Source organism: Amycolatopsis tolypomycina (assembly GCF_900105945.1).
GTDB lineage: Bacteria > Actinomycetota > Actinomycetes > Mycobacteriales > Pseudonocardiaceae > Amycolatopsis > Amycolatopsis tolypomycina.
In genome coordinates this window covers 7,452,475-7,475,249 of sequence record NZ_FNSO01000004.1, presented here as the reverse complement: position 1 = coordinate 7,475,249, position 22,775 = coordinate 7,452,475, and the positions used below count along the sequence as shown (strand labels likewise).

Sequence of the window (22,775 nt, the reverse complement as noted above, 5' to 3'; positions counted from 1 at the left end):
CATGGCCGTACCCGCGGCGGACGTCAAGGTCGCCCAAGCCCTCCCGCTCGAGGCGGTCGCGCGCCGGCGCCGCTTCCGGTTCCTGACCGGCGGGAAGACCGTCACCGGCGTCGCCGTCATCGCGTTCTTCCTGGTGATCGCGGTGATCGGGGACTGGATCGCGCCGTACGACCCGTCGGCGCGCAGCAGCGACCTGCTGGAAGGGCCGTCGGCGCGGCACTGGTTCGGCACCACCCACCTTGGCCAGGACATCTTCAGCCAGGTCGTGGTCGGCACGCGCAGCGTCATGCTGGTCGGGCTGGCGGCCGGGATCGTGGCGACGATCCTCGCGGTCATCGTCGGGGTAACGTCCGGGTACCTCGGTGGTACCCCCGGCGAAGGCCTGTCCGCACTGTCCAATGTGTTCCTGGTGATCCCGGCGCTGCCGCTGATCATCATCATCGGCAGCGCGGTGCCCACCGGCGGCGACATCCTGGTGGCGGTGATTATCGGGTTCACGTCGTGGGCGTGGGGCGCGCGAGTCCTGCGAGCGCAGACGTTGTCGTTGCGCGGCCGGGAGTACGTCGAAGCGGCCCGGGCGACCGGCGAGTCGACGTGGCGGATCATCTTCTTCGAGATCTTGCCGAACCTGACCGCGGTGATCGCCTCCAGCTTCGTCGGCACGGTGATCTTCGCCGTGATGTCGGAGATCACCCTGGCCTTCGTCGGCGTCTCGGGACTGTCCAACTGGAACTGGGGCACCATCCTGTTCTGGGCGCAGAGCCAGCAGGCACTGGCCCAGGGCGCGTGGTGGTGGTTCGTACCGGCCGGGCTGGCGATCGCCGTCCTCGGCACGGCGTTGTCCCTGCTGAACTTCGGCATCGACGAGTTCGTCAGCCCGCGGCTGCGCGGCAGCGGCAAGGCGCGCGTGAAGGGCGCCGACGGGCGGACGCACCGCATGCGGGTGGGCTTCACGCCCGTGCTCGGGCGAGAGGAAAAGCCATGATGGACCCGGTGCTGGAGATCAAGGGCCTGGACGTCGACTACGGCGTCGGCGACGAGGCCGTGCGCGCGGTCCGGGACGTCCACCTGACGCTGCGCCGCGGCGAAGTCCTCGGCCTCGCCGGGGAAAGCGGCAGCGGCAAGTCCACTTTGGCCTACGGGCTGACGCGGCTGCTCGCGCCGCCGGGCGTCATCCGCGGCGGCGAGGTGATCTACCACCCCGCGGACGGCGAACCGTACGACGTGCTGCGGTTGACCGACAAGCAGCTCCGTGACTTCCGGTGGGCCGAAACGTCCATTGTGTTCCAGGGCGCGATGAACTCGCTGAACCCGGTGCACAAGGTCGTCACGCAGCTCGTCGACGTCATCAAGGCGCACGAACCGGGGACGACCCGCGCCGGCCGGGTCGCGCGGGCCCGTGACCTGCTCAAGCTCGTCGGCATCTCGGCCGACCGGCTGGAGGCGTACCCGCACCAGCTGTCCGGCGGGATGCGGCAGCGCGTGATGATCGCGATGGCGCTCGCGCTCGAGCCGCGGATCGTCATCATGGACGAGCCGACCACCGCGCTCGACGTCGTCATGCAGCGGCAGATCCTCGGCCAGCTCGTGGAACTGCGGGAACGGCTGGGGTTCTCGGTCCTGTTCATCACGCACGACCTTTCGCTGCTGGTGGAGTTCTCGGACCGGATCGCGATCATGTACGGCGGCCGGATCGTCGAGCAGGCGCCGGCGGCGGACCTCTACCGGGACGCGCTGCACCCCTACAGCCACGGCCTGCTGAACTCGTTCCCCGCGCTGCGGGGGCCGCGGCGCGAGCTGGCCGGGATCCCCGGATCGCCGCCGGACACGCGGGGCATGCCGTCCGGCTGCGCGTTCCACCCGCGGTGCCCGAAGGCCTTCGAGCCGTGCCCCGACCGCGTGCCGCTGCTGGGAACACCGGGCGACCCGGCGCGCGAAGTGGCGTGCTGGCTGCACCCCGTCGCCACTTCCTGACCGTACCTCTGGAGGAGAGCCGCCTTGACCGACACCACCACCGCGACCGCCGAGCAGCAGGCACTGATCGACACCCTGCCGCCGGACTTCCGCTGGGGCGTGGCGACCGCCGCGTACCAGATCGAAGGCGCGGTCGCGGAGGACGGCCGCACTCCGTCCATCTGGGACACTTTCTGCCGCGAGCCGTGGGCGATCGACAACAACGACAACGGTGACATCGCCTGCGACCACTACCACCGGATGCCGTCGGACATCGAGCTGGTGCGCTCGCTCGGGGCGGACACCTACCGGTTTTCGGTGGCGTGGCCCCGGGTCCAGCCGCGCGGCCGCGGCGGCGTCAACGAGGCGGGCATCGGGTTCTACGACCGGCTCGTCGACGAGACGCTGAGCCGCGGCATCACGCCGTGGCTGACGCTGTACCACTGGGACCTCCCGCAGGAGCTGGAGGACGCGGGCGGCTGGCCGGCGCGCGACACGGCGTACCGGTTCGCCGACTACGCGATGCTGGTGTTCGACCGGCTTTCCGACCGGGTCCGCCACTGGACGACGCTGAACGAGCCGTGGTGCTCGGCGATGCACGGGTACGTCCACGGCGTGATGGCGCCGGGCCGCCGTGACTACGCGGCCGGGTTGCACGCGGTGCACCACCTGCTGCTGGGCCACGGGCTGGCGACCCAGCGGATGCGCGAGGCGGCACCGGCGGACACGCAGTTCGGCATCACGCTCAACATGTGCACGGCCGACCCGGCGACGGACTCGCCGGAGGACGTCCGCGCGGCCCGCCAGGCGGACGGCCTCGGCGTTCGCATCTACCTGGACCCGCTGGTCCACGGCCGATACCCGACGGACGTCGTGGAGGACCTGGCTTCGCGGGGCGTGCGGCTCCCGGTCCAGGACGGCGACCTGTCGGTAATCTCGACCCCGCTGGACTTCCTCGGCGTCAACTACTACTTCGGCCAGCAGTTTTCCGGAGTGGACGATTCGGGGTCCGCGGTGGACGCGGACGGCGTCCCGGCGTCCCGGGTGATCCCGTTCGGCGAACCGACGACGGCGATGGGCTGGGAGATCCTGCCGGGCAAGTTCACCGAGCTGCTGACGCGCCTGGGCCGCGACTACCCGGGCTTGCCGATGTACATCACGGAGAACGGCTCGGCCTTCGACGACGACCCGGACCCATCGGGCTTCGTCCGCGACGACGGCCGCACGGCGTACTTGGCCTCGCACATCGCGGCGGTGGCGGCGGCCCGCCAGGCGGGTGCGGACGTGCGGGGGTACTTCGCGTGGTCCCTTTTGGACAACTTCGAGTGGGCGTACGGGTACGCGAAGCGGTTCGGGCTGATCCGGGTGGACTACGAGACGCAGGAGCGGACGATCAAGCAGAGCGGGTACTTCTACCGCGACACGGTGCGGCGGGTCCGCGGCAGCTGAGGAAGATCACCTGATCGGGGGTGGGGCACGCCCCACCCCCGCGGCGGTGGTGCGCACCATGGTTCGCGCCGCTCGTCAACCCCTAACGTCGGATGGGACGGATCCCGACGACGGAGGGGAATCATGGCAGTCCGAACTGCGGCCCGGCCCGTACCTCAGGCGACGCGAAAGTCCTGGTGGCAGCGTCCGTGGATCGGTCCGCTGGCCCTGCTCGTCCTCGCCTTCCTGTCCTTCTCGCTGCCCCCCTACCTGGCGCTCGACCCCGCGCAGTCGCGGGTGCCGCAGCCCGACGGCTTCCCGGCGCACTACTGGTTCCTCGTCGGGCACGTCGTCTTCGGCTCGGTCGCCATGGGCGGTGCTGTCCTGCAGATCTGGCCGTGGCTGCGGCGGACGCACCCGGTCATCCACCGCAACGTCGGCCGCGCGTACGTCTTCGCCGGTGTGCTGCCGTCCGGGCTGATGGCGCTGACGATCGGGGCGCAGAGCCCGTTCGGCCCGGTGACCCGGGTCAGCGATGTGCTCGCCGCGGTGCTGTGGATCGGCTGCACCATCGCCGGCTGGCGGGCGGTGCGCGAGCGGCGCTTCGGTGACCACCGCAAGTGGATGATACGCAGCGTGACGCTGACGTTTTCGATCATCGTCAACCGGGTGATCTCGCCGATCGCGATGGTTGTCCTGGAGCCGCAGATCCCGACCACCTTCGGCGGCAGCGAGCTGGCGTACAGCCAGAGCGTCGGTGCCATCTCCGCGTGGGGCGGGCTGGCGTTCGCGGTGATCGTCAGCCAGCTGATCCTGGAGCGGCGGCCCGCGCGGAAGCCAGCCACCGCGCGATGATCGTCCGCTGGATCTCCGACGCCCCTTCGTAGATCCGGGGCGCCCGGACCTCCCGGTACAGGTGTTCCAGCAGGTGCCCGCGCCGCAGCGCGCGGGCACCGTGGAGCTGGACCGCCGAGTCGACGACGAACTGCGCCGCCTCCGTGGCGAACAGCTTCGCCATCGCCGCCCGGCCGCCGAGGTTCGGCTCGCCCGCGTCGTACGCGCCCGCCGCCGCGTAGACCAGGAGCCGGGCGGCTTCCGTGCGCGTGGCCATCTCGGCCAGCGTGTGCGCCACCGCCTGCTGCTTGATCAACGGGCCGCCGAAGGCCTCGCGCGAACCCGTGTGGGTGACCGTGGCGTCCAGCGCCGCCTGGGCCATGCCGACGGCGAACGCGCCGACGCTCGGGCGGAACAGGTCCAGGGTCCGCATCGCCACGGCGAAGCCGCGGTTCTCCTCGCCGAGCAGCTCCTCGCGCAGCACGGGCACGCCGTCGAACGTCACCGTGCCGATCGGGTGCGGGCTGACCAGGTCGAGGTGCTCGCCGCCCAGGCCCGGCCGGTCGGCGGGGACGACGAACGCGCTCACCCCGCGCGCTCCCGCGTCCGGTGTCGTGCGCGCGAACACCGTGTAGAAGTCGGCTTCCGGCGCGTTCGAGATCCACATCTTCTCGCCGGTCAGCCGCCAGCCGTCGCCGTCCGGTTCCGCCGCCAGGGACAGCGCGGCCGCGTCGGAACCCGCGTCCGGCTCGGTGAGCGCGAACGCCGCCACGGCGTCGCCGGCCGCCACCGCGGGCAGCCACTTCGCGACCTGTTCGTCCTTTCCGGACTGAAGGATCGGGTAACTTCCCAGGCCCTGCAAGGCCAACGCGGTTTCGGCCTCCGTGCTCACGGTGGCGAGGTTCTCGCGCAGGATGCACAGGTCCGTCGCGGCTGCCTGCCGCGACGGCGTACCCGAAGCGACGCCGGGGAAGAGCCGCGCGAGCAGGCCGAGCGAGCCCATTGCCTTGAGCAGCGGCCGGTTGACCGCACCCTCCACTCCGGACTCGGCGAGCGGGAGCAGCTGCTCGGTCGCCAGCTGCCGCACCTCGGCGGCGAACGCGTGCTGCTCGGGTGTCAAGGTGAAAGTCATGCGGAAGCTCCCGGTCGCCAGCGGGCGTGGGCGGTGCCGGTGGGCCCGGACCGGACGAGGTCGAGCCGCGGCTCCGGCCCGTCGGAGCGGCCCGTCTGCGGCTTGCGGCTGCCCGCCGCGAACGGCTTCGGCCACGCCATCGGGTACCCCTGTTCGGCCGCCGCGTGCAGCGTCCACTGTGGATCATATAGATGGGTGCGGCCCAGTGCGCAGAGGTCCGCGCGGCCGGCGAGGATCAGCGAATTGACGTCGTCGTAGGACGAAATCGCGCCGACCGCGATCACCGCGATCCCGTACTCCTCGCCGATTTCGTTGCGGATCCGGTCGGCGTACGGCGTCTGGTAGCTGCGGCCGTACTGCGGACGCTCCTCGCTGACGACCTGACCGGTCGAGACGTCGATGCCCGCGGCGCCGTGTGCGGCGAACGCCCGCGCGATCTCGACGGCGTCGTCGGCGTCGATGCCGCCCTCGCACCAGTCGGTCGCCGAGATTCGGACCGTCATCGGCCGCTCGGCGGGCCATGCTTCCCGGACCGCGTCGAAGACCTCCAGCGGGAAGCGCAGCCGGTTCTCGAGTGAGCCGCCGTAGGCATCCGTGCGCCGGTTGGTCAGCGGCGAGAGGAAGGACGACAGCAGGTAGCCGTGCGCGCAGTGCAGTTCGAGGACGTCGAACCCGGCGCGCGCGGCGGCTTCCGCGCACGCGACGAACTGGTCACGGATTTCCGAAAGCTCCGAAGTGGACAGTTCACGCGGGACCTGGTTCCGGTCCGAATAGGGCAGTGGCGAAGGAGCGCAGATCTCCCAGTTGCCGGACGGGAGCGGCTCGTCGATGCCGTCCCACATGAGCTTCGTCGAGCCCTTGCGCCCGGAGTGTCCCAATTGGACACCGATCCGCGCCGGTGTCTGCGCGTGCACGAAGTCGACGACCCGCTTCCACGCCGCTTCCTGCTCCGGCGTGTAGAGCCCGCCGCAGCCCGGGGTGATCCGGCCTTCGGGGGAGACGCAGACCATCTCCGTCATCACCAGCCCGGCGCCGCCGAGCGCCTTGCTGCCCAGGTGCACCAGGTGGAAGTCGCCGGGCACACCGTCTTCCGCCGAGTACATGTCCATGGGGGACACGATGATCCGGTTCGGCAGTTCCAGTGCGCCGAGCGTGAAGGGCTGGAACATCGGCGGCCGCGACGTCGTCCCGAGCTTGCGCGCGAACCAGTGGTCGAGCTCGGCGGCGAACTCGGGGTCGCGCAGGCGCAGGTTGTCGTAGGTGACGCGACGGCTGCGCGTGAGGATGTTGAACGCGAACTGCGGCGGCTCCTGGTGGGCGTACTGGGCGATGTTCTCGAACCACTCCAGGCTGGCCTGCGCGGCGCGCTGCGTCGACGTGACGACCGGCCGGCGTTCGAGCTCGTAGGCCTTGAGCGCCTCGGCGACGCCGTCGTTTTCGTGCAGGCAGGCGGCCAGCGCGAGCGCGTCCTCCATCGCCAGCTTCGTGCCGGAGCCGATCGAGAAGTGCGCGGTGTGCGCCGCGTCGCCGAGGAGGACGACGTTCTCGTGCACCCAGGTTTCGCAGCGGACCGTCCCGAACGAGACCCACTTCGAGTTGTTCGCCATCACCTGGTGGCCGTCGAGGACGTCGGCGCACAGCTCGCGGATCAGCGCGATCGACTTCTCGTCGCTCTCGCCGGGCTTCAGTGACGTCGCCGCGATGGGGCCGAACGTCCGCTGCCAGACGTCCTCGGCGACCTCGAGGATGAACGTGCTGCCCTCGCGGCCGTACGGGTAGCCGTGGATCTGCATGATCCCGGCCGGTGTTTCGAGGACGTAGAACTTGAAGGCGTCGAACACGAGGTCCGTGCCCAGCCAGATGTACCGGCACCGGCGGGTCTCGACGCTCGGCCGGAACGTCTCGGCGTACCGCGCGCGCATCGCGGAGTTGACGCCGTCGGCGGCGATGACGAGGTCGTAGCCGCCGAGGTCGGTGGGCGCTTCCTCGCGGAAGTGCAGGCCGACGCCGAGCTCGCCGCAGCGGCTCTGCAGGATGCCGAGCAGGCGCTTGCGGCTCATCGCGGCGAAGCCGTGGCCGCCCGAGGTGGTGACGGTGCCGCGGTAGTGGACGTCGATGTCGTCCCAGCGGGCGAACTCGGCCTTCATGGCCTCGTGGACGGCCGCGTCGGCGTGTTCGATGCCGCCGAGCGTCTCGTCGGAGAACACGACGCCGAAGCCGAAGGTGTCGTCCGGCGCGTTGCGTTCCCAGACGGTGATTTCGTGGCCGGGACCGAGCTGCTTCGCGAGCGCGGCGAAGTACAGACCCGCCGGGCCGCCACCGATGACCGCGATACGCACGCCGTCCAGGGTATGTCGTGACTACTACGACCGTCAATAACGCGAAAGATGGCGTACGGTGTCCCGCATGGAACGCATCAACCCGCCGGAGCTGGGCAAGCCGTCCGGGTTCTCGCACGCGGTGGTGGCCGAGGGCCGCGTGGTCTTCCTCGCGGGGCAGACCGCACTGGACGCGTCGAACCGGATCGTCGGCGACGGCGTCGTGGCGCAGTTCGAGCGCGCGCTCGGCAACCTGCTGGCGTCGCTGCGCGCGGCGGGCGGGACACCGTCGGACCTGTGCAGCGTGACGATCTACATCGTCGACATGGACGACTACCGCGCTCACGCACGCGAGATCGGCCGAGTCTGGAAGCGGCTCGCGGGCACGGAGTACCCGGCCATGGCGGGCATCGGCGTGGCCCGGCTGTGGGACGAGGAGGCGCTGGTCGAGGTGCAGGGCTTTGCGGTGCTCAGCCGAGGTTGATCGACTTTGCCACGTACGCCCTGGCCGGTGTCTCCAGCTGGGCGTGCAGCTGGAAGAACAGCTCGGCCGCGCGGATTCCCGACCAGCCCGCGGGCAGGAACTCCGCCGGCAGTCCCGGGTCGAGGTAGGGCATCCGCCGCCAGCCGGTGAGGACGTGGACGTAGTCGGCGAAGGCCTGTTCTTCGGTCACGGACTTCCGGTGCAGTGCGGGGCCGTGCTCGTCGAGGAATGTCGTGTACAGCTCGTCCAGGCGGTCGAGGTCCCACCAGTCGCGGACCTTCGTGGCGACGTCGCCGAAGGACAGGTGGTCGGCGCGGAACAGGTCGGCGTAGCCGGCCAGGCCGAGCCGGGTGAGCGCTTCCTCGGTCGCCGCGTGCAGGTGGGCCGGGGCGATCCAGACGCCGGACGCCGCGGTGCCGAAGCCCATCCGGGCCAGCTGGGTGCGCAGGAGGTGGCGCTTGTGGCGTTCGGTCTCGGGCACCGAGAACACCGCCAGCAGCCAGCCGTCGGCCGGGGTCGCGCGCTCGCGGCGGAAGATCCGCTCGTCGCCTTCGCGCAGGATTTCGCGCGCTTCGGCGGACAGCTCGTAGCCCGCCGTCGCGTCGCGGCGCACCGCCTCGAGGATGCCGCGCCGCTTCAGGCGGGAGATCGACGAGCGCACGGCGGGCTCGTCGACGCCGACGGCGGCGAGCAGGTCGATCAGCGACGCGACCGAGAGCCAGCCCCCTTCGGTGCGCGAGTAGAGGCCGTACACCGTCACGATGAGCTGGCGAGGCTGGGCGGATCGGCCGGAGCCGTCCAGTTCGGTTGCCTCGGGTACGGCCGTCATCGCGCCACGATAGCAACTCCCGCCCGGATCGCTCCGCTACGATTTCGCCGCGATGCTGCCAGCCACCAAGGGGATCTTCGACCGGCTCACCCGCCGCGGCCGCCTGATGACCAAGCGGACCTGCGACCGGCAGGGCCACGTGCTGCGCAGCGGGCGCTTCCTCTTCCGCACCCCGACCGCGTGGGAGTACGCCGCCGCCGTCGCCGGGGGCAGTGATCCGGCCGCGCAGCGGTGGCTGGGCTGGCAGCGCGACTCGATCGTCGCCGAGCCGGCGCGGGCCGACGCGCTGCGGGTCGTGCCCGGCACCGGGCCGGACTGGGCGTCACCCGATCCGCAGTCCGTCGACCTGGTGATGATCGACGTCGAGGCCAACCGCTGCGTCGGCCTGGTGAGCGTGCACACCGGCGAGGACGGCGGCCCGGAGACCGGCGGCTACCTCGCGCCGTCCTACCGCGGCCGCGGCCACGGGCGGGTGCTCTTCGCGGCCGGGCTGACGCTGGCGCACGACCACCTCGGCCTGGCGCGGGTGCGGGCCGGCGCGGAGGTCGGCAACATCGCCAGCGCGCGGTCGCTGGCGGCCGCCGGGCTCGTCCGCGTCGCCGGCCCGCCGACGTACCGGCTGCCGGACGGCCGCGTCACCGAGGCGTGGTGGTTCCAGCACGACGTCCCGCGGCCGGCGCAGTGCGGTGGTCCGCAGGCCACGTGGTTTCCGGTGTCTTCGGTGCTCTGACACTTCGGTCCCCGCCGACGTTTTCCGTGGCTAACTTCGCGGTATGACTGCGCTTTCCGCTCCTGTTCCGCCCGTGCCCGCCGATGTCCCGGTCGGGAGCATCGCCTGGTTGCGGGCGTCCGTGGCCCGCTTCAGCAACGGTGCCGACCACGTCCGGCGACGCGCGCTCGCGGTGGATCTGCTGGCTTCGGTCGACGCGGATTCGTTGCAGTTTCAGGCTTTCTCGCGGACTAGCCGGATCATGGCCGAACTCGACGTCGTCGACGTGATGGCCGAAATCGCGCGGCCGGTGCCGGTCGGGGTGCTCGCCGAGGTGCTGGGCCTGCCGGACGTCTCGGCCGACGTCGCCGGAGTCGCGGCGGCGTACCACCCGCACGTGACACCGGATGCGGCGGCCGAAGCGGCGTTGACGCGGCTGCTCGCGGTGTGCGGCGGGCCGGCCGAACTCGCGGCGGCGCGGATCGGCCTGCTCGTCCAGGCCTGCGACGCCACCGCGGGACTCATCGGCAACGGGCTTTTGGCCTCGCTGACCGGAGAACCCGCCGAGCAGCCGGTGCTCGCCACGCGCCGCCGGGTCGGCGGCGCCGACGTGACGGTGTCCCTCGCCGGGACGCCGTTCGGGGCCGGGCCGCGCGCCTGCCCGGGGTCGCGGCACGCGCTCGCCCTCGCCGCCGGCGCTCTGGCGGCGTTGCGTGGTTTCCGCCTGACGGAAACGGAAATCTCCTGGCTTCCGTCGCCGAATCTCCGGATGCCCGCGGCGCTGCGGGTGACCCGCGGCGAAACTGCCGGCGGGTTCTGCTAAGACTTACCGCGTTCATTCCTTGGGGGAAGGTGGGGAATTGCTGTACTTCAACGGCCTGCTCGGCATCGTCACGCTCGGGTTGTGGATCTTCTGCCTGGTCGACGTGATCACCACGGACGAGTCATCGTGTCGCAACCTGCCGAAGGGGCTGTGGCTGCTGCTCGTGCTCGTCGTGCCGCTGGTGGGCTCGATCATCTGGCTGGTGGCGGGGCGGCCGGAGCACGTGACCCGGGCACGCGGGCCGTACGAGCGCGAGGCGTCGGCGTTCCCGGAATACGACCGCCCGGGCCGGTTCGCGGCAACGAGCCCGGAGGACGACGAGGAATTCCTCCGCAAGTGCCGGGAGCGCGCGGAAGCCCAGCGCAAGCTGGCCCGCGAAAAGCGCGGCGACGAATAACGCCGTCAGCAGGCCGGGCCGTCGCAGGTGCCGCGTTCGTAGGCTTCCAGTGTCGTGATCACCAGCCGGCGCTCGGCCGGGGTCAGCGGGGTCAGGGCGTCGCTCCAGGCCTTCGCGCCGCGGGCGAGCCAGGCGTCGACGGCCGGGCGCTTGTCTTCGGCGATGCTGACTATCGTGCGACGGCGGTCGGCCGGGTCCTCGTCGCGGTTCAGCACGCCCTGGCGGCTGAGGTCGCCGACCATCAGGCTCGCCGTCGTCGGGGCCACCTGGAGGCGGGTAGCCAGCTCGGTGACCGTCATCGGGCCGTCGAAGAGCAGGTACGACAGCAGCGAGAGGTGGCGGGGGGCCAGCGCGCAGCCGTCCAGCTCGGCCGGCACCGGCGTGCGCTTCGCGCGGCCGACCAGCCGGGGCATGAGCAGCAAGAGCTGCCGAACGCCGTCTTCGACACTCGGTCCGGCCTCCGTTGACACCGCTCACCTCCCGTCGGTAGCTTTGTTTGCAAAGCAAACATTCCGCTCGTTCGAGCCTACTCGCGCCCGGTCGAGCGTACCGGGCAGAAACAGGGGATCCCATGACCACGCCAGCCGAGATGAACGACTTCAACGCGCAGGTCGTCGCGGAGTTCCGGGCCAACGGGGGCAAGGTCGGCAACTACTTCGAGGGCAAGAACGTGCTCTTGCTCACGACGATCGGCGCGAAGAGCGGCGAAGAGCGCCTGTCCCCGCTCGTCTACACCAAGGACGGCGACCGTTACGTCGTCGCGGCGTCCATGGGCGGCGCGCCGAAGAACCCGGCCTGGTACCACAACCTGGTCGCCAACCCGAAGGTCACGGTCGAGGTCGGCACCGAGAAGTTCGAGGCCACGGCCACGGTGATCGCCGACCGCGCCGAGCGCGACCGCCTGTACGCGGGCATGGTGGCGCACGCCGAGGGCTTCGCGGACTACGAGAAGAAGACCGACCGGGTCATCCCGATCGTGGTCCTGGAGCGCTAGGAACCGACCGGCGCGGGCTCGGCGCGCGTTTCGGCGGGACGCTCCTCCTCCTGCCGCGCCGCGCGCCGGGCTTCCTTGCGGGCGATCAGCCGCTTGCCGACGTCGATCAGCGGCTTCTCGACCCAGCGGTGGATCAGGTCCGCGATCGCCAGCCCGACGATGAACACCGTCAGCGCCGAGACCGTCCGGTGCGGCGCGAGCCCCGGCACCGCCTGCACCACGGCGAAGTGCACCGGCCCCTGCAGCAGGTACAGCGAGTAGGAGCGCTCGCCGACGAACCGCATCGGGGCCGTGCTCAGCAGCCACCGCAGCGGGCCCGGGCTCACCAGCACGATCAGCAGGAGCATCGTCATCGCCGCGTACGCGACCAGCAGCCACAGGTTGTTGCGGGTCTCGTGCCAGAGGTCGTCGAAGTTCGTGTGCAGCACCGCGAACGCCCCGACGATCGGGATCGCCGCCAGCGGGTGCGTCAACGGCTTCAGCAGCGCGTACCCGCGGCGGTAGTGCAGCAGGATCGCCAGCAGGCAGCCGCCCGCCAGGATGAAGTAGTGGATCGTCGAGCGGTAGATCGCCGTCTGCGAGTACTCGAGCACGAAGCCGCCGGTGGTCAGCGGGACCAGCGCCAGCAGCGCCACCATCGACGCGCCGACCAGCAGGAACTTGCGCTTCGCCGCGCCGATCCCGATCGCGACCAGCAGGAACGGCCAGACCAGGTAGAACTTCTCCTCGATGCCGAGCGTCCACGAGCCGCTGAAGAAGTTGTCCGTGCCGGTGGTGGCCGCCGGCAGGAACTCGTTCAAGAACGTCAGGTAGTACTTCAGCGCCTGCGGGAAGTCGCGCGAGTAGAACTCGCCGCGCAGGATGACGAACGCGACGATCCCGCCGAGGATCACCAGGTACGGCGGCAGGATCCGGAACACGCGCCGGATGTAGAAGTTCGACAGCGAGATCCGGTGGGTGCGGTCCTGCTCGCGCAGCAGCAGCGTCGTGATCAGGAACCCGGACAGCACGAAGAAGAGGTAGACGCCGACCCAGCCCGAAAGCCACGTCCAGTTCGGCCCGCCGAAGTGGAAGAAGATGACCATCGTCGCGGCGAGCGCCCGCAGGCCGTCGAGCCCGGGGAACCGCCGCATGCCGAGGTAGTCCTCGTGGCTCATCGTGCGCAAGACGGTTCCCCTATCAGTGTGATCAGGCCGGCCGAGTATATGGCTCCCGATTCCGGGCCTTTTCGCCGCCTCATCCCGCCCGGAAGACGTTCCCCGCGTCGTACCGGCGCTTCAGCTCCCGAAGCCGCCGCAGGTCGGCGGCCGGAAACACGCTCTGGGCGACCTCTTCCGCCGGGTGCTCGCCGTAGACGAAGGGCAGCAGCCGGCCGGTCGACCACGGCGCCAGCGCGTCGAACAGCTTCGCGTGCGCGCGCCGGATCGCCGCGACGCCGTCTTCGCCGACCACCGACAACGCGCGGACGACGAACTCGGCCGAGGAGTCCCAGCCCACGCCCGGCGTCTCCGGCGTCCGGGCGAGCGCGCCGCCCAGCCGGTCGATGATGAGCACCGGCGGCGTGGCCGCGCCCGGGCCGGCGTGCTCGACGATCGCGTCGAGCATGGCGTCGTTCAGCTGGGAGACGGCCGCGTTGGTGCCGTGGTAGCCGTGCGGCTGGCGCGGCTCGGCCGCGATCGACCCGGATTCGGTGAACGGCAGCCGCCGCAGGGTGTCCGCCAGTGCCGGGGCGACGGCCCGCAGCGGCGCGACAGCGTCGTCGCCGTCCTCGCCGAGGTAGGCGATCCGGACCTGGGCCACGTGCCGGCCGCGCATCGGCTCCGGCACCATCGGCAGGTCGGGGAACCGGATCATCGCCAGTGACGTCGTCAGCGTGTCCGGCGCGGCCGCCGACCACGTCCGCCAGGCCCGCAGGACCGCGGGCACGTCGGCGCCGTCGAAGGTGAGGCTGCCGCCGTAGAGCTCGCTGACCGGCAGGAGGCCGAACTCGATCGCCGTCACGACGCCGAAGCCGTCGCGCCCGCCGCGCAGCGCCCAGAACAGGTCCGAGCCCGGCTCGACGCGCCGGAGCTCGCCGTCGGCGGTCACGACGTCGAGGGCGCGGACGTGGTCGGCGGCGCGGCCGTACCGGCGGCCCAGCAGCCCGAACCCGCCGCTGAGCGTGTAGCCGACGACGCCGACGTCCGGCGACGAGCCGCTGAGCGGCGCCAGCCCGTGCTTCCCGGCGGCTTCGAGCACGGCTTCCCACCGGGTGCCCGCCTCGACGCGAGCCGTGCGGGCGGCGGCGTCGATCTCGACGCCGGTCATCCGGCGGGTGCTGATCAGGACACCGTCGGTGCCCGCGGTCAGGCCGTGCCCGGTGGCCTGGACCGCGACGCTCAGCCGGTGCTCGGCGGCGTAGCGCACCGCGGCGACGACGTCCTCGGCGCTCTCGGCGGCGACGACGACCGCGGGTGCGGTCGGCACCGACGTCTGGAATCCGGCGACTTCTTCGGTGTACCCGTCCTGGCCGGGGTGGAGGAGGTTCATGCCTTCAGCTTCGAACGGGCTCGGTCAGAAGTCCAAGATCTGGTTTGTCTGCTGGCTAGAATCAACGCTTATGGAACTGCACCAGCTCGCATACTTCGTCGCCGTCGCGGAGGAAGGCAACTTCACGCGCGCGGCCGAGCGGCTGCACGTCGCCCAGCCCGGGGTGAGCGCGCAGGTCAAACGCCTGGAACGCGAGCTCGGGCAGGAACTGCTCGACCGCTCCGGCCGCACGGTCCGGCTCACCGACGTCGGCGCCGCGGCCCTGCCGCACGCCCGGGCCGCGCTCGCGGCGGTGCAGGGCGTGCGCGAAGCCGTCGACGAGCTCGCCGGGCTCGTCCGCGGCCAGGTCGCGATCGGCATGGTGACGTCGGTGGGGCCGGTCGGCCTGCCCGACCTGCTGGCCGGCTTCCACGAGCGGTACCCCGCGGTCGAGATCACGCTCTCGGAGGCCGACTCCGACACCATGCTGGCGGCCCTGCGCGAAGGACGGCTCGACCTCGCCGTCGTCGGCATCTCGACGGCCCCGCCGCCCGGCATCGCGACGCAGGTGCTGCTCGAGGAGCCGTTCCTGGCCATCACCGCGCCGGGTGGCCAGCTCGCCGGCCGCGAGGAGGTCGAGATCCCCGACCTCGACGGCCTGCCGCTGATGTCCCTGCCCCGGGGGACGGGCCTGCGGACGGCGTTGGACGCGGCCTTCGCGCGGGCGGGCCTGACGCCGCGGATCGCGTTCGAGGCGGCCGACCCGAACTTCCTGGTGCAGCTGGCCGTGCGCGGGCTCGGGGTGGCGATCGTGCCGGCGTCGCTGGCCCGGTACCACCAGGCGGAGCTGCACGTCGTCGGGCTCCGCGGGCCGGGGTTGCGGGGGATGCTGGCGCTGGCGTGGCGGACGGAGGGGCCGCTGAGCCCGGCCGCGCGGGCGTTGATCGCGTTCGCCCGGGCGGCCCAACACTCTTGACAGGTCGTCAACAACGGCGTTCCCTCGGATGATGACCGAGAACGCCCTTCGCGACGCCGTCATCGGCGCCGGGCTGCTGGCGGGCAGCGCGAACGTGATCATGCAGCTGGCCCGCGCGCCGGTCGGGCACGGCGTGCTGGAGAGCCGGGTCGACAGCGGCAACCTCTTCCGTCACCCGGTCAAGCGGACCCGGACCACGCTGACCTACCTCGCGGTCGCGACGATGGGCACCGACGCCGAGCGCGCCGCCTACCGCAAGGGTGTCAACCGGGCCCACGCGCAGGTGCACTCGACCGCGGGCCAGCCCGGTCGCCTACGACGCCTTCGACACCGGCCTGCAGCTGTGGGTCGCGGCCTGCCTGTACAAGGGCTTCGAAGACGTCTACCTCGCGTTCACCGGCGGGGAGCCGGAGCGGTTCTACGCCGAAGCCGCGGCGCTCGGCACCACGCTGCAGGTGCGGCCCGAGATGTGGCCCGCGGACCGGGCGGCCTTCGCGGCGTACTGGGCGGACGGGCTGGCCGAGGTGCGCATCGACGACGACGTCCGCCGCTACCTCACCCGGATCGTCGACCTGGAGTTCCTGCCGCCGGTCCTGGCCCTGCCCGGACGGCGGTTCCACCGGTTCGTCACCACCGGGTTCCTCCCGCAGCGCTTCCGCGACGAGATGCGGCTGCCGTGGACCGCCGCCGACCAGCGCCGCTTCGACGCGCTCCTCGCCGCGTTGGGCACTGTCGTCCGCGTCCTGCCCGGGCCGGTGCGGCGGTTCCCGTTCAACCTCTGCCTCCAGGATCTCCGGTGGCGGCTGCGGACCGGACGTCCGCTCGTTGGGAGTTGACCGCCTCCCGCGGGGGCGCGAGGGTTGGCTCATGAGCGGCGATGAAGAACGGCACGGCGTCAAGCTGAGCAGTCTCGACCAGGAGTTCTTCCCCGACGCCGGGGTCACGAAGCGGGAGATGCTCGACTACCTCGAAGCGGTGTCCGGCCGGATGCTGCCCGAGCTGCACGACCGGCTGCTGAGCGTCGTGCGCGTGCTGCGCGGCCAGGGGCCGTTCATGCAGAAGAACCTGCCGAAGTACACGCCGGAGTGGGTGGAGCGCCGGGCGCTGTGGGCGGACCGTTCGCGGCGCGAAGTCACCTACGCGCTCTGCAACGACCTCCGGACGCTGATCTGGTTCGGCAACCAGCGCGCGATCGAGTACCACACGACGTTGTTCCGCGGTGAGCCCGCGAACGGGCCGACGCACCTGATCCTCGACCTCGACCCGCCCGCGGACGCGCCGTTCTCGCTGGCCGTGGGCGCCGCGAAGCTGGTGCGGGAGGCGTTGCGCAAGGACGGCCTCGACGGCGCGGTGAAGACCAGCGGCTCGAAGGGCGTCCACGTCTTCGTGCCGCTCGCGCCGGGACAGTCCACGGAGGACATCGCGGCGGCCACCCGCGCGGTCGCGGCCCGTGCCGAGCGGATCGACCCGGACCTGGGCACGACGGAGTTCGTGCTCGAGCGCCGCGAAGGCAAGGTGTTCCTCGATTCGACGCGGGCCGGCGGCGGGACGGTCGTCTCGGTGTTCAGCCCGCGTCACCGCCCGGGCGCACCGGTGTCGTTCCCGGTCCGCTGGGCCGACGTCGACGACGTCAAGCCGGCCGACTTCACCGTCCACACGGTCCCGGGCCTGCTGGGCGACGGCGACCCGTGGACGGCGGAGATGCCGGAGCCGTTCGTGCTGCCGGCGGACCTGGTCGAGGAGGGCCACACGATCCCGATCGCCCGCGTGGCCGCGATGCACGAGGGCAAGCGCCGGGCCCGCGCGGCCCGCGAGTCGGGCTAGCCCCAAGCGCCCCAATGTGGCGTTGGTTGCGTTGGACGCACCGAACGCCACATTGGGTGCGTTGGATGCACCGAACGCCACTTTGGGTGCGTTGGATGCACCGAACGCCACTTTGGGTGCGTTGGATGCACCGAACGCCACTTTGGGTGCGTTGGATGCACCGAACGCCACTTTGGGTGCGTTGGATGCACCGAACGCCACTTTGGGTGCGTTGGATGCACCGAACGCCACTTTGGGTGCGTTGGATGCACCGAACGCCACTTTGGGTGCGTTGGATGCACCGAACGCCACTTTGGGTGCGTTGGATGCACCGAACGCCACTTTGGGTGCGTTGGATGCACCGAACGCCACTTGGGTGCGTTGGATGCACCGAACGCCACTTTGGGTGCGTTGGATGCACCGAACGCCACATTGGGTGCGTTGGATGCACCGAACGCCACATTGGGGCGCTCGGGGCGAGGCGGGCGGGGTGGTCAGGCGGCCTGGTTGTGGCCGTAGCCGAGGGGGCGGCGCAGGGTGGCGCGGGTGATCGCGACGATCCGCGCGGCCGGCGGGTGCTCGACGCGGTGGCGGGCCAGCCACACGACGTCCCGGCCGAACGACCACACCAGTGACGCCAGCGCGAGCGCGACCGCCGCGAACGTCACCGAAAACGGCAGCAGTGCCGAGACCGCGACCACCAGGACCACGCCCTGCACGGCCGCGACCGTCTTGCGCGCCATGCTCGGGTACAGCGGCGCGGTCAGCCAGGGCATCGTCCACGAGGCGGCGACGAACACGTACCGCATGAGCCCGATCGCCAGCACCCACAGCCCGAGCGTCCGGGACACCTGGATGCACAGCAACAGGATCAGGAACGCGTCGACCTCCATGTCGAAGCGCGCGCCGAACTCCGACGCCGTCCCGGTGCGGCGGGCCACCTGGCCGTCGAGGCCGTCGAGCAACAGGGCCACGCCGACCAGGCCGACCAGCCAGCTCAGGGAAAAGCCGCCGGACGCGATCAGGGCCGCCGCGCAGCCGACGAGGAGCGCGCGGGCGAACGTGATCCAGTCCGCCGGCCCGAAGGTGCCGCGGCCGGTGCGGCGCAGGCCCCACTCGGTGAGCAGCACCAGCGCGAGCACGTAGACGACTCCGGTCGCCCAGGCGAGCAGCGGGAAACCGCCCGCGAAGACCCCCGCGGCGAGCACCGGCGCCGGCACCACCGCACGCAGGAGAAGGTCCTGTTTGATCATCGTCGACTCCGCGAATTGCTCATAGGGTGGCGACACCAGCCTCCGGTCGCCCGCTGAGGAGAAACACGTGGAACAGGCTTTCTGGGTTCAAAGTCCCGGCTCGGGACAGCTGCGCGAGGAGCGGCTGCCCGCGCCGGGGCCGGACGACGTGCTCGTCCGGACGCTGTGTTCCGGGGTGAGCCGGGGCACCGAAACCCTCGTCTTCCGCGGCGGGGTCCCGGCGAGCCAGCACGACGTCATGCGCGCCCCCTTCCAGGAAGGCGAGTTCCCCGGACCGGTCAAGTACGGGTACCTCAACGTCGGCGTCGTCGAACAAGGCCCCGCGCACCTCGAGGGCAGGACGGTCTTCTGCCTCTACCCGCACCAGACCGCGTACGTCGTCCCGGCGAGCGCGGTGACGCCGGTGCCGGACGCCGTCCCGCCCGGACGCGCGATCCTCGCCGGCACCGTCGAGACCGCGGTGAACGCCGTGTGGGACGCCCGGCCGCGGCTCGGCGACCGGATCGCCGTCATCGGCGCCGGGATGGTCGGCGCGAGCGTCGCCAAGCTCCTCAGTGGCTTCCCGGCGGCCCGCGTCCAGCTCGTCGACGTCGATCCGGCCAAAGCGAACATCGCCGCCGCGCTCGGCGTCGACTTCTCGACTCCGGACGAAGCCCTCGGCGACTGTGACCTGGTCGTGCACGCGAGTGCCAGCGAAGCGGGCCTCGCCAAAGCACTGGAGCTGCTCGCGCCGGAAGGCGAGGTGGTCGAGCTGTCCTGGTACGGCGACCGCCGGATCAGCGTCCCGCTCGGCGAGAACTTCCACTCGCGCCGGCTGGTGATCCGCAGCAGCCAGGTCGGGACGGTCGCGCGGCCGGACCGCAGCTACACCCAGCGCCTCGCCGTCGCGCTCGATCTGCTGGCCGATCCGGCCTTCGAAGCGCTGGTCACCGGCGAGTGCAGGTTTGAAGATCTTCCGTCCGTGTTACCCCGGTTGGCGGCGAATGAACTTTCCGCCCTCTGCCTCCGTGTCATGTATCAGCCGCAGTGACCACGTCCACCCGAACGCATCGGAGGTCTTGGTGTTCAGCATCACCGTCCGTGACCACGTGATGGTCGCCCACAGCTTCCGCGGGGAAGTCTTCGGACCCGCGCAACGCCTGCACGGCGCGACCTTCGTGGTGGATGCGACTTTCCGCCGCACCGAGCTCGACGAGGACAACATCGTCGTCGACATCGGCAAGGCCACGGAAGAGCTCAAGGCGGTGCTGAGCGACCTGAACTACCGCAACCTCGACGACGAGCCGGAGTTCAAGGGCGTCAACACCTCGACCGAGTTCCTCGCGAAGGTCATCGCCGACCGGCTCGCCGACGCCGTCCACGCCGGACGCCTCGGCGAAGGCGCGCGCGGCCTCGAAGGGATCACCGTCTCGCTGCACGAGTCGCACGTCGCCTGGGCGAGTTACGAGCGTGCACTGTGAACTCTCTCTACGTGATCCTCCCCGGGGACGTCGACGACACGTCCGTCCCCAGTGGCGGCAACACCTACGACCGCCGGATGTGCGACAGGCTCGCCGAGGCCGGCTTCGACGTGCACGAGATCGCCGTCTCCGGCAGCTGGCCGCGGCCGGACACCGAGGCCCGCGCGGTCCTCGGCCACCTGCTCTCCGCGCTGCCGACCGGCTCGGCCGTCCTGCTCGACGGCCTGGTCGCCTGCGGCGTGCCCGAGGTCGTCGTCCCGCAGGCGCGGCGGCTGTCGGTGTCGGTGCTGGTGCACCTGCCGCTGGCCGACGAGACCGGCCTGCCGCCCGCGCTCGCCGCCGAGCTCGACGCCCTGGAGCGGGAGACGCTGCAGGCGGTCGGCTCGGTCGTCGCGACCAGCGAGTGGGCCGCCCGGCGGCTGATCGACCACCACGGCCTCGCCCCGCACCGCGTGCACTCGGTGACACCGGGCGTCGACCCGGCGCCGCTGGCCGTCGGCACCGACGGGATGTCCCGGCTGGTCTGCGTGGCCAACGTGACCCCGCGCAAGGGCCAGGGCGTGCTCGCCCAGGCGCTGGAGACCGTCGCGGACCTGCGCTGGACCTGCGAATGCGTCGGCGGGATCCGCCGCGAGACCAAGTACGTCGAGCGGCTGCGCGAGCACCGGCTCGGCGACCGCTTCAAGCTCACCGGTCCGCGCACCGGCCGGGCGCTCGAGGCGACCTACCACACCGCCGACCTGCTGGTGCTGCCGTCGCGCGCCGAAACCTTCGGCATGGTCGTCACCGAGGCCCTCGCCCGCGGCGTGCCGGTGCTGACCACCGACGTCGACGCGCTGCCCGACACGGTGGGCGTCGCGCCGGACGGCTCGGTGCCCGGCATGCTCGTGCCCGGCGACGACGTCGAAGCGCTCGGCGCGGCCCTGCGCCGCTGGCTCACCGAGCCGGCCCTGCGGAGCCGGCTGCGCGCGTCGGCGAAGCTGCGGCGCGAGACGCTGACCGGCTGGGACGACACCGCCCGCCGCATCGCCGACATTCTCCTGCGGCAGGAGGCGGCGGCATGAGCGAGTTCGAACCGGAGTGGCTCTACCTGCGCGAACCGGCGGACGCCGCGGCCCGCGCCACTGAGCTCGTCGACCCGCTCCGCGACTTCCTGCCCGCGGACTTCGTGGTCCGGGATCTCGGCTGCGGCACCGGCTCGCTCGGCCGCTGGCTGGCCGCCCGGCTGCCCGGCACCCAGCACTGGATCCTGCACGACCACGACACCGAGCTGCTCAGCCACGCGCAGGCGAGCCTGCCGGGCACCGCGCTCGACGGCAGCCCGGTCGACGTCGTCGCCGAGCAGCGCGACATCACCGCGCTGCGCGCCGCCGACCTCGCCGGGACGTCGCTGGTCACCGCGTCCGCGCTGCTCGACCTGCTGACCAGGGACGAGATCACCGCGCTGGCCACGGCGGTCGTCGAAGCGGGCTGCGCGGCGCTGTTCATGCTCTCGGTCACCGGCAAGGTGGAGCTCTCGCCCGCCGACCCGATCGACCCCGCGCTGGCCGCCGCGTTCAACGCCCACCAGCGGCGGGTCACCGAAGACGGCCGACGGCTGCTCGGGCCCAACGCCGTCGACGTCGCCGCGACTGCGTTCGGCAGGCTCGGCGCCAAGGTCGTCCGCGCGGACAGCGCCTGGCGCCTCGGCCCGGACCAGGCCGAACTGCAGCGGCAGTGGCTCGAAGGCTGGGTCGGCGCCGCCGTCGAGCAGCTGCCCCAGCTGCGCCCGGTCGCCGACGTCTACCTGCAGCGACGGCTCGAGATGGCCGCCGCCGGCGAGCTGCACGCGGTGATCCACCACGGCGACCTGCTGGTCCTGCCGCCGAGCCTGGAGGCGGCGGCGTGAAGCGCGCGCTGGCCTGGCTGCGGATCCTCGGCGCGGTCGGCATCCTCGCGGTCCTCGTCTGGCAGCTCGGCAGCGCCGCCTTCCTCGACGGGCTCGGCCGGATCAGCGCCACCGGCGTGCTGGCCGCGCTCGGCATCGGACTGGCGACGACGCTGTTCAGCGCCGGCCGCTGGCAGATCGTCGCCACCCGCCTCGGCCTGCGGCTTTCGCTGCGCACCGCCGTCACCGACTACTACCGCGCGCTGTTCCTCAACGGCGTGCTGCCCGCGGGCGTCCTCGGCGACGTCCACCGCGCGGTGCAGCACGGCCGCGACAGCGGTGACGTGCCGCGCGGCGTGCGGGCCGTCGTCCTCGAGCGCACCGCCGGCCAGATCGTGCTGATCGCGTCCGCGGTCGCCGTGGTGCTTCTGTCGCCGTCGGTCGTGCCCGGGGCGTTCCGCGAGGTCGTCGTGGTGGCCGGGGTGGTCGTCGTGCTCGCCGCCGTCACCGCGCTGGTCGTGGGCCGCGTGCTGGGCGGGCGCTGGATCCACAGCGGGTCGAAGTGGCGCCGCGGCTTCGCGGCCGGCCTCGCCGACGTCCGGCTGGGCCTGCTGACCAGGGAGACCTGGCCGAGCGTCGGCTTCCTGTCGGTGGCGACCCTGGCCGGGCACCTCGCGCTGTTCGTCGTCGCCGCCCGCGTCGCCGGGGTCGACGCGCCGGTGGGGCAGCTCGTGCCCCTGATGGTCCTCGCGCTGCTCGCGATGGGCCTGCCCCTCAACGTCGGCGGCTTCGGCCCGCGCGAGGGCGTCTGCGCCCTGCTCTTCGGCGCGGCCGGTCTGGGGGCCGCCCAAGGTGTCACCGTCGCCGTGGTCTACGGCGTGCTCACGCTGGTCGCGAGCCTGCCGGGCGCCGGTGTCCTGCTCGTCCGGAGCGTCGCCGGGGTGCGCCGGACGGCACTTTCACGTGAAAGTGCCGCACGACCTCACGTGAAAGCCGCGGTTTAGAGA

General features: G+C 71.7%; 23 protein-coding genes and 1 pseudogene. 17 read left to right on the top strand and 7 right to left on the bottom strand.

Going from position 1 to position 22,775, the window contains the following annotated elements:
- Position 1: 1 nt before the first annotated feature.
- The 4 genes from BLW76_RS44070 (at position 2) to BLW76_RS44055 (ending at position 4,236) form a co-directional block, all read left to right on the top strand.
- Positions 2 to 985: an ABC transporter permease gene (locus BLW76_RS44070; protein ID WP_091318289.1), complete on the top strand. Its 984-nt coding sequence runs from the start codon at positions 2 to 4 to the stop codon at positions 983 to 985.
- Entirely contained in the window at positions 982 to 1,974 is a 993-nt protein-coding gene (locus tag BLW76_RS44065) for an ABC transporter ATP-binding protein (RefSeq protein WP_244170610.1), read from the top strand. Before BLW76_RS44070 ends, BLW76_RS44065 begins: the two co-directional genes overlap by 4 nt.
- Before the next feature lie 24 nt (positions 1,975 to 1,998).
- Entirely contained in the window at positions 1,999 to 3,402 is a 1,404-nt protein-coding gene (locus BLW76_RS44060; protein WP_091318286.1) for a GH1 family beta-glucosidase, read from the top strand.
- Between the two features lie 123 nt (positions 3,403 to 3,525).
- A complete protein-coding gene (locus tag BLW76_RS44055) occupies positions 3,526 to 4,236 on the top strand; it encodes a DUF2306 domain-containing protein (protein ID WP_091318284.1) in 711 nt (236 codons plus the stop codon).
- Here the strand turns inward: BLW76_RS44055 and BLW76_RS44050 are convergent.
- Positions 4,181 to 5,347 carry an acyl-CoA dehydrogenase family protein gene (locus BLW76_RS44050; protein ID WP_091318282.1) on the bottom strand — a complete coding sequence of 389 codons (1,167 nt, stop codon included), beginning with the start codon at positions 5,345 to 5,347 and terminating at the stop codon, positions 4,181 to 4,183. The genes BLW76_RS44055 and BLW76_RS44050 overlap by 56 nt on opposite strands.
- A complete protein-coding gene (locus BLW76_RS44045; protein ID WP_091318281.1) occupies positions 5,344 to 7,686 on the bottom strand; it encodes a bifunctional salicylyl-CoA 5-hydroxylase/oxidoreductase in 2,343 nt (780 codons plus the stop codon). The genes BLW76_RS44050 and BLW76_RS44045 overlap by 4 nt, the downstream gene beginning before the upstream one ends.
- Positions 7,687 to 7,753: 67 nt before the next feature.
- On the opposite strand from BLW76_RS44045, the gene BLW76_RS44040 reads away from it, so the two are divergent.
- Complete coding sequence (locus tag BLW76_RS44040) at positions 7,754 to 8,149, top strand: RidA family protein (protein ID WP_091318279.1); 396 nt, start codon at positions 7,754 to 7,756, stop codon at positions 8,147 to 8,149.
- On the opposite strand, the gene BLW76_RS44035 is transcribed toward BLW76_RS44040, so the two are convergent.
- The gene (locus BLW76_RS44035) at positions 8,136 to 8,978 is read right to left on the bottom strand and encodes a PaaX family transcriptional regulator (RefSeq protein ID WP_091318278.1); all 843 of its coding nucleotides are present in this window, start codon (positions 8,976 to 8,978) and stop codon (positions 8,136 to 8,138) included. The two genes, BLW76_RS44040 and BLW76_RS44035, sit on opposite strands and share 14 nt — an antisense overlap.
- 52 nt (positions 8,979 to 9,030) lie before the next feature.
- Here BLW76_RS44035 and BLW76_RS44030 point away from each other — a divergent pair, with 52 nt between their 5' ends.
- From BLW76_RS44030 to BLW76_RS44020, 3 genes are read left to right on the top strand one after another with little or no spacing between them, the layout of a single operon-like run.
- Entirely contained in the window at positions 9,031 to 9,708 is a 678-nt protein-coding gene (locus tag BLW76_RS44030) for a GNAT family N-acetyltransferase (protein ID WP_091318277.1), read from the top strand.
- A 43-nt stretch (positions 9,709 to 9,751) separates the two neighbouring features.
- On the top strand, positions 9,752 to 10,510 hold the full coding sequence (locus tag BLW76_RS44025; RefSeq protein WP_244170609.1) for a cytochrome P450: 759 nt from the start codon (positions 9,752 to 9,754) through the stop codon (positions 10,508 to 10,510).
- 37 nt (positions 10,511 to 10,547) lie between these two features.
- Positions 10,548 to 10,907, top strand: coding sequence for a PLDc N-terminal domain-containing protein (locus BLW76_RS44020; protein WP_091318275.1), 360 nt, complete (start codon positions 10,548 to 10,550; stop codon positions 10,905 to 10,907).
- Between the two features lie 5 nt (positions 10,908 to 10,912).
- Here the strand turns inward: BLW76_RS44020 and BLW76_RS44015 are convergent, their stop codons facing one another.
- Complete coding sequence (locus tag BLW76_RS44015) at positions 10,913 to 11,377, bottom strand: MarR family winged helix-turn-helix transcriptional regulator (RefSeq protein WP_091318273.1); 465 nt, start codon at positions 11,375 to 11,377, stop codon at positions 10,913 to 10,915.
- 101 nt (positions 11,378 to 11,478) lie between these two features.
- Here BLW76_RS44015 and BLW76_RS44010 point away from each other — a divergent pair, with 101 nt between their 5' ends.
- Positions 11,479 to 11,901 carry a nitroreductase family deazaflavin-dependent oxidoreductase gene (locus tag BLW76_RS44010; RefSeq protein WP_091318272.1) on the top strand — a complete coding sequence of 141 codons (423 nt, stop codon included), beginning with the start codon at positions 11,479 to 11,481 and terminating at the stop codon, positions 11,899 to 11,901.
- Here BLW76_RS44010 and BLW76_RS44005 read toward each other — a convergent pair.
- Complete coding sequence (locus BLW76_RS44005) at positions 11,898 to 13,058, bottom strand: acyltransferase family protein (protein WP_208613626.1); 1,161 nt, start codon at positions 13,056 to 13,058, stop codon at positions 11,898 to 11,900. The two genes, BLW76_RS44010 and BLW76_RS44005, sit on opposite strands and share 4 nt — an antisense overlap.
- Before the next feature lie 79 nt (positions 13,059 to 13,137).
- Entirely contained in the window at positions 13,138 to 14,430 is a 1,293-nt protein-coding gene (locus BLW76_RS44000; protein ID WP_091318268.1) for an FAD-binding oxidoreductase, read from the bottom strand.
- A gap of 70 nt (positions 14,431 to 14,500) precedes the next feature.
- On the opposite strand from BLW76_RS44000, the gene BLW76_RS43995 reads away from it, so the two are divergent.
- The 3 genes and pseudogenes from BLW76_RS43995 to BLW76_RS43985 all read left to right on the top strand — a co-directional run bounded on the left by BLW76_RS43995 (position 14,501) and on the right by BLW76_RS43985 (position 17,209).
- Positions 14,501 to 15,385 (top strand): LysR family transcriptional regulator, encoded by an 885-nt coding sequence (locus BLW76_RS43995; protein ID WP_091318267.1) that lies wholly within the window; start codon positions 14,501 to 14,503, stop codon positions 15,383 to 15,385.
- Between the two features lie 31 nt (positions 15,386 to 15,416).
- Positions 15,417 to 16,221, top strand: a pseudogene (locus BLW76_RS43990) (oxygenase MpaB family protein).
- A gap of 31 nt (positions 16,222 to 16,252) precedes the next feature.
- Entirely contained in the window at positions 16,253 to 17,209 is a 957-nt protein-coding gene (locus BLW76_RS43985; RefSeq protein WP_091318265.1) for a DNA polymerase domain-containing protein, read from the top strand.
- 473 nt (positions 17,210 to 17,682) lie between these two features.
- On the opposite strand, the gene BLW76_RS43975 is transcribed toward BLW76_RS43985, so the two are convergent.
- The gene (locus BLW76_RS43975) at positions 17,683 to 18,441 is read right to left on the bottom strand and encodes a CDP-alcohol phosphatidyltransferase family protein (RefSeq protein WP_091318262.1); all 759 of its coding nucleotides are present in this window, start codon (positions 18,439 to 18,441) and stop codon (positions 17,683 to 17,685) included.
- A 67-nt stretch (positions 18,442 to 18,508) separates the two neighbouring features.
- Here BLW76_RS43975 and BLW76_RS43970 point away from each other — a divergent pair, with 67 nt between their 5' ends.
- From BLW76_RS43970 to BLW76_RS43950, 5 genes are read left to right on the top strand one after another with little or no spacing between them, the layout of a single operon-like run.
- A complete protein-coding gene (locus BLW76_RS43970) occupies positions 18,509 to 19,471 on the top strand; it encodes a zinc-dependent alcohol dehydrogenase (protein ID WP_091318260.1) in 963 nt (320 codons plus the stop codon).
- Positions 19,472 to 19,502: 31 nt separating this feature from the next.
- Positions 19,503 to 19,901, top strand: coding sequence for a 6-pyruvoyl trahydropterin synthase family protein (locus BLW76_RS43965; RefSeq protein WP_091318259.1), 399 nt, complete (start codon positions 19,503 to 19,505; stop codon positions 19,899 to 19,901).
- A complete protein-coding gene (locus BLW76_RS43960) occupies positions 19,898 to 20,965 on the top strand; it encodes a glycosyltransferase family 4 protein (protein WP_091318257.1) in 1,068 nt (355 codons plus the stop codon). The genes BLW76_RS43965 and BLW76_RS43960 overlap by 4 nt, the downstream gene beginning before the upstream one ends.
- On the top strand, positions 20,962 to 21,789 hold the full coding sequence (locus BLW76_RS43955) for a methyltransferase domain-containing protein (protein WP_091318255.1): 828 nt from the start codon (positions 20,962 to 20,964) through the stop codon (positions 21,787 to 21,789). Before BLW76_RS43960 ends, BLW76_RS43955 begins: the two co-directional genes overlap by 4 nt.
- The gene (locus tag BLW76_RS43950) at positions 21,786 to 22,772 is read left to right on the top strand and encodes a lysylphosphatidylglycerol synthase transmembrane domain-containing protein (RefSeq protein ID WP_167384929.1); all 987 of its coding nucleotides are present in this window, start codon (positions 21,786 to 21,788) and stop codon (positions 22,770 to 22,772) included. Before BLW76_RS43955 ends, BLW76_RS43950 begins: the two co-directional genes overlap by 4 nt.
- Positions 22,773 to 22,775 lie beyond the last annotated feature (3 nt).

Coding starts and splice junctions, on each gene's coding strand:
- BLW76_RS44065 (WP_244170610.1), top strand. CDS start 982: ATGATGGACCCGGTGCTGGAGATCAAGGGCCTGGACGTCGACTACGGC.
- BLW76_RS44070 (WP_091318289.1), top strand. CDS start 2: ATGGCCGTACCCGCGGCGGACGTCAAGGTCGCCCAAGCCCTCCCGCTC.
- BLW76_RS43995 (WP_091318267.1), top strand. CDS start 14,501: ATGGAACTGCACCAGCTCGCATACTTCGTCGCCGTCGCGGAGGAAGGC.
- BLW76_RS43955 (WP_091318255.1), top strand. CDS start 20,962: ATGAGCGAGTTCGAACCGGAGTGGCTCTACCTGCGCGAACCGGCGGAC.
- BLW76_RS43985 (WP_091318265.1), top strand. CDS start 16,253: ATGAGCGGCGATGAAGAACGGCACGGCGTCAAGCTGAGCAGTCTCGAC.
- BLW76_RS44040 (WP_091318279.1), top strand. CDS start 7,754: ATGGAACGCATCAACCCGCCGGAGCTGGGCAAGCCGTCCGGGTTCTCG.
- BLW76_RS44025 (WP_244170609.1), top strand. CDS start 9,752: ATGACTGCGCTTTCCGCTCCTGTTCCGCCCGTGCCCGCCGATGTCCCG.
- BLW76_RS44035 (WP_091318278.1), bottom strand. CDS start 8,978: ATGACGGCCGTACCCGAGGCAACCGAACTGGACGGCTCCGGCCGATCC.
- BLW76_RS44055 (WP_091318284.1), top strand. CDS start 3,526: ATGGCAGTCCGAACTGCGGCCCGGCCCGTACCTCAGGCGACGCGAAAG.
- BLW76_RS44005 (WP_208613626.1), bottom strand. CDS start 13,058: ATGAGCCACGAGGACTACCTCGGCATGCGGCGGTTCCCCGGGCTCGAC.
- BLW76_RS43975 (WP_091318262.1), bottom strand. CDS start 18,441: ATGATCAAACAGGACCTTCTCCTGCGTGCGGTGGTGCCGGCGCCGGTG.
- BLW76_RS44030 (WP_091318277.1), top strand. CDS start 9,031: ATGCTGCCAGCCACCAAGGGGATCTTCGACCGGCTCACCCGCCGCGGC.
- BLW76_RS44000 (WP_091318268.1), bottom strand. CDS start 14,430: ATGAACCTCCTCCACCCCGGCCAGGACGGGTACACCGAAGAAGTCGCC.
- BLW76_RS44010 (WP_091318272.1), top strand. CDS start 11,479: ATGACCACGCCAGCCGAGATGAACGACTTCAACGCGCAGGTCGTCGCG.
- BLW76_RS44050 (WP_091318282.1), bottom strand. CDS start 5,347: ATGACTTTCACCTTGACACCCGAGCAGCACGCGTTCGCCGCCGAGGTG.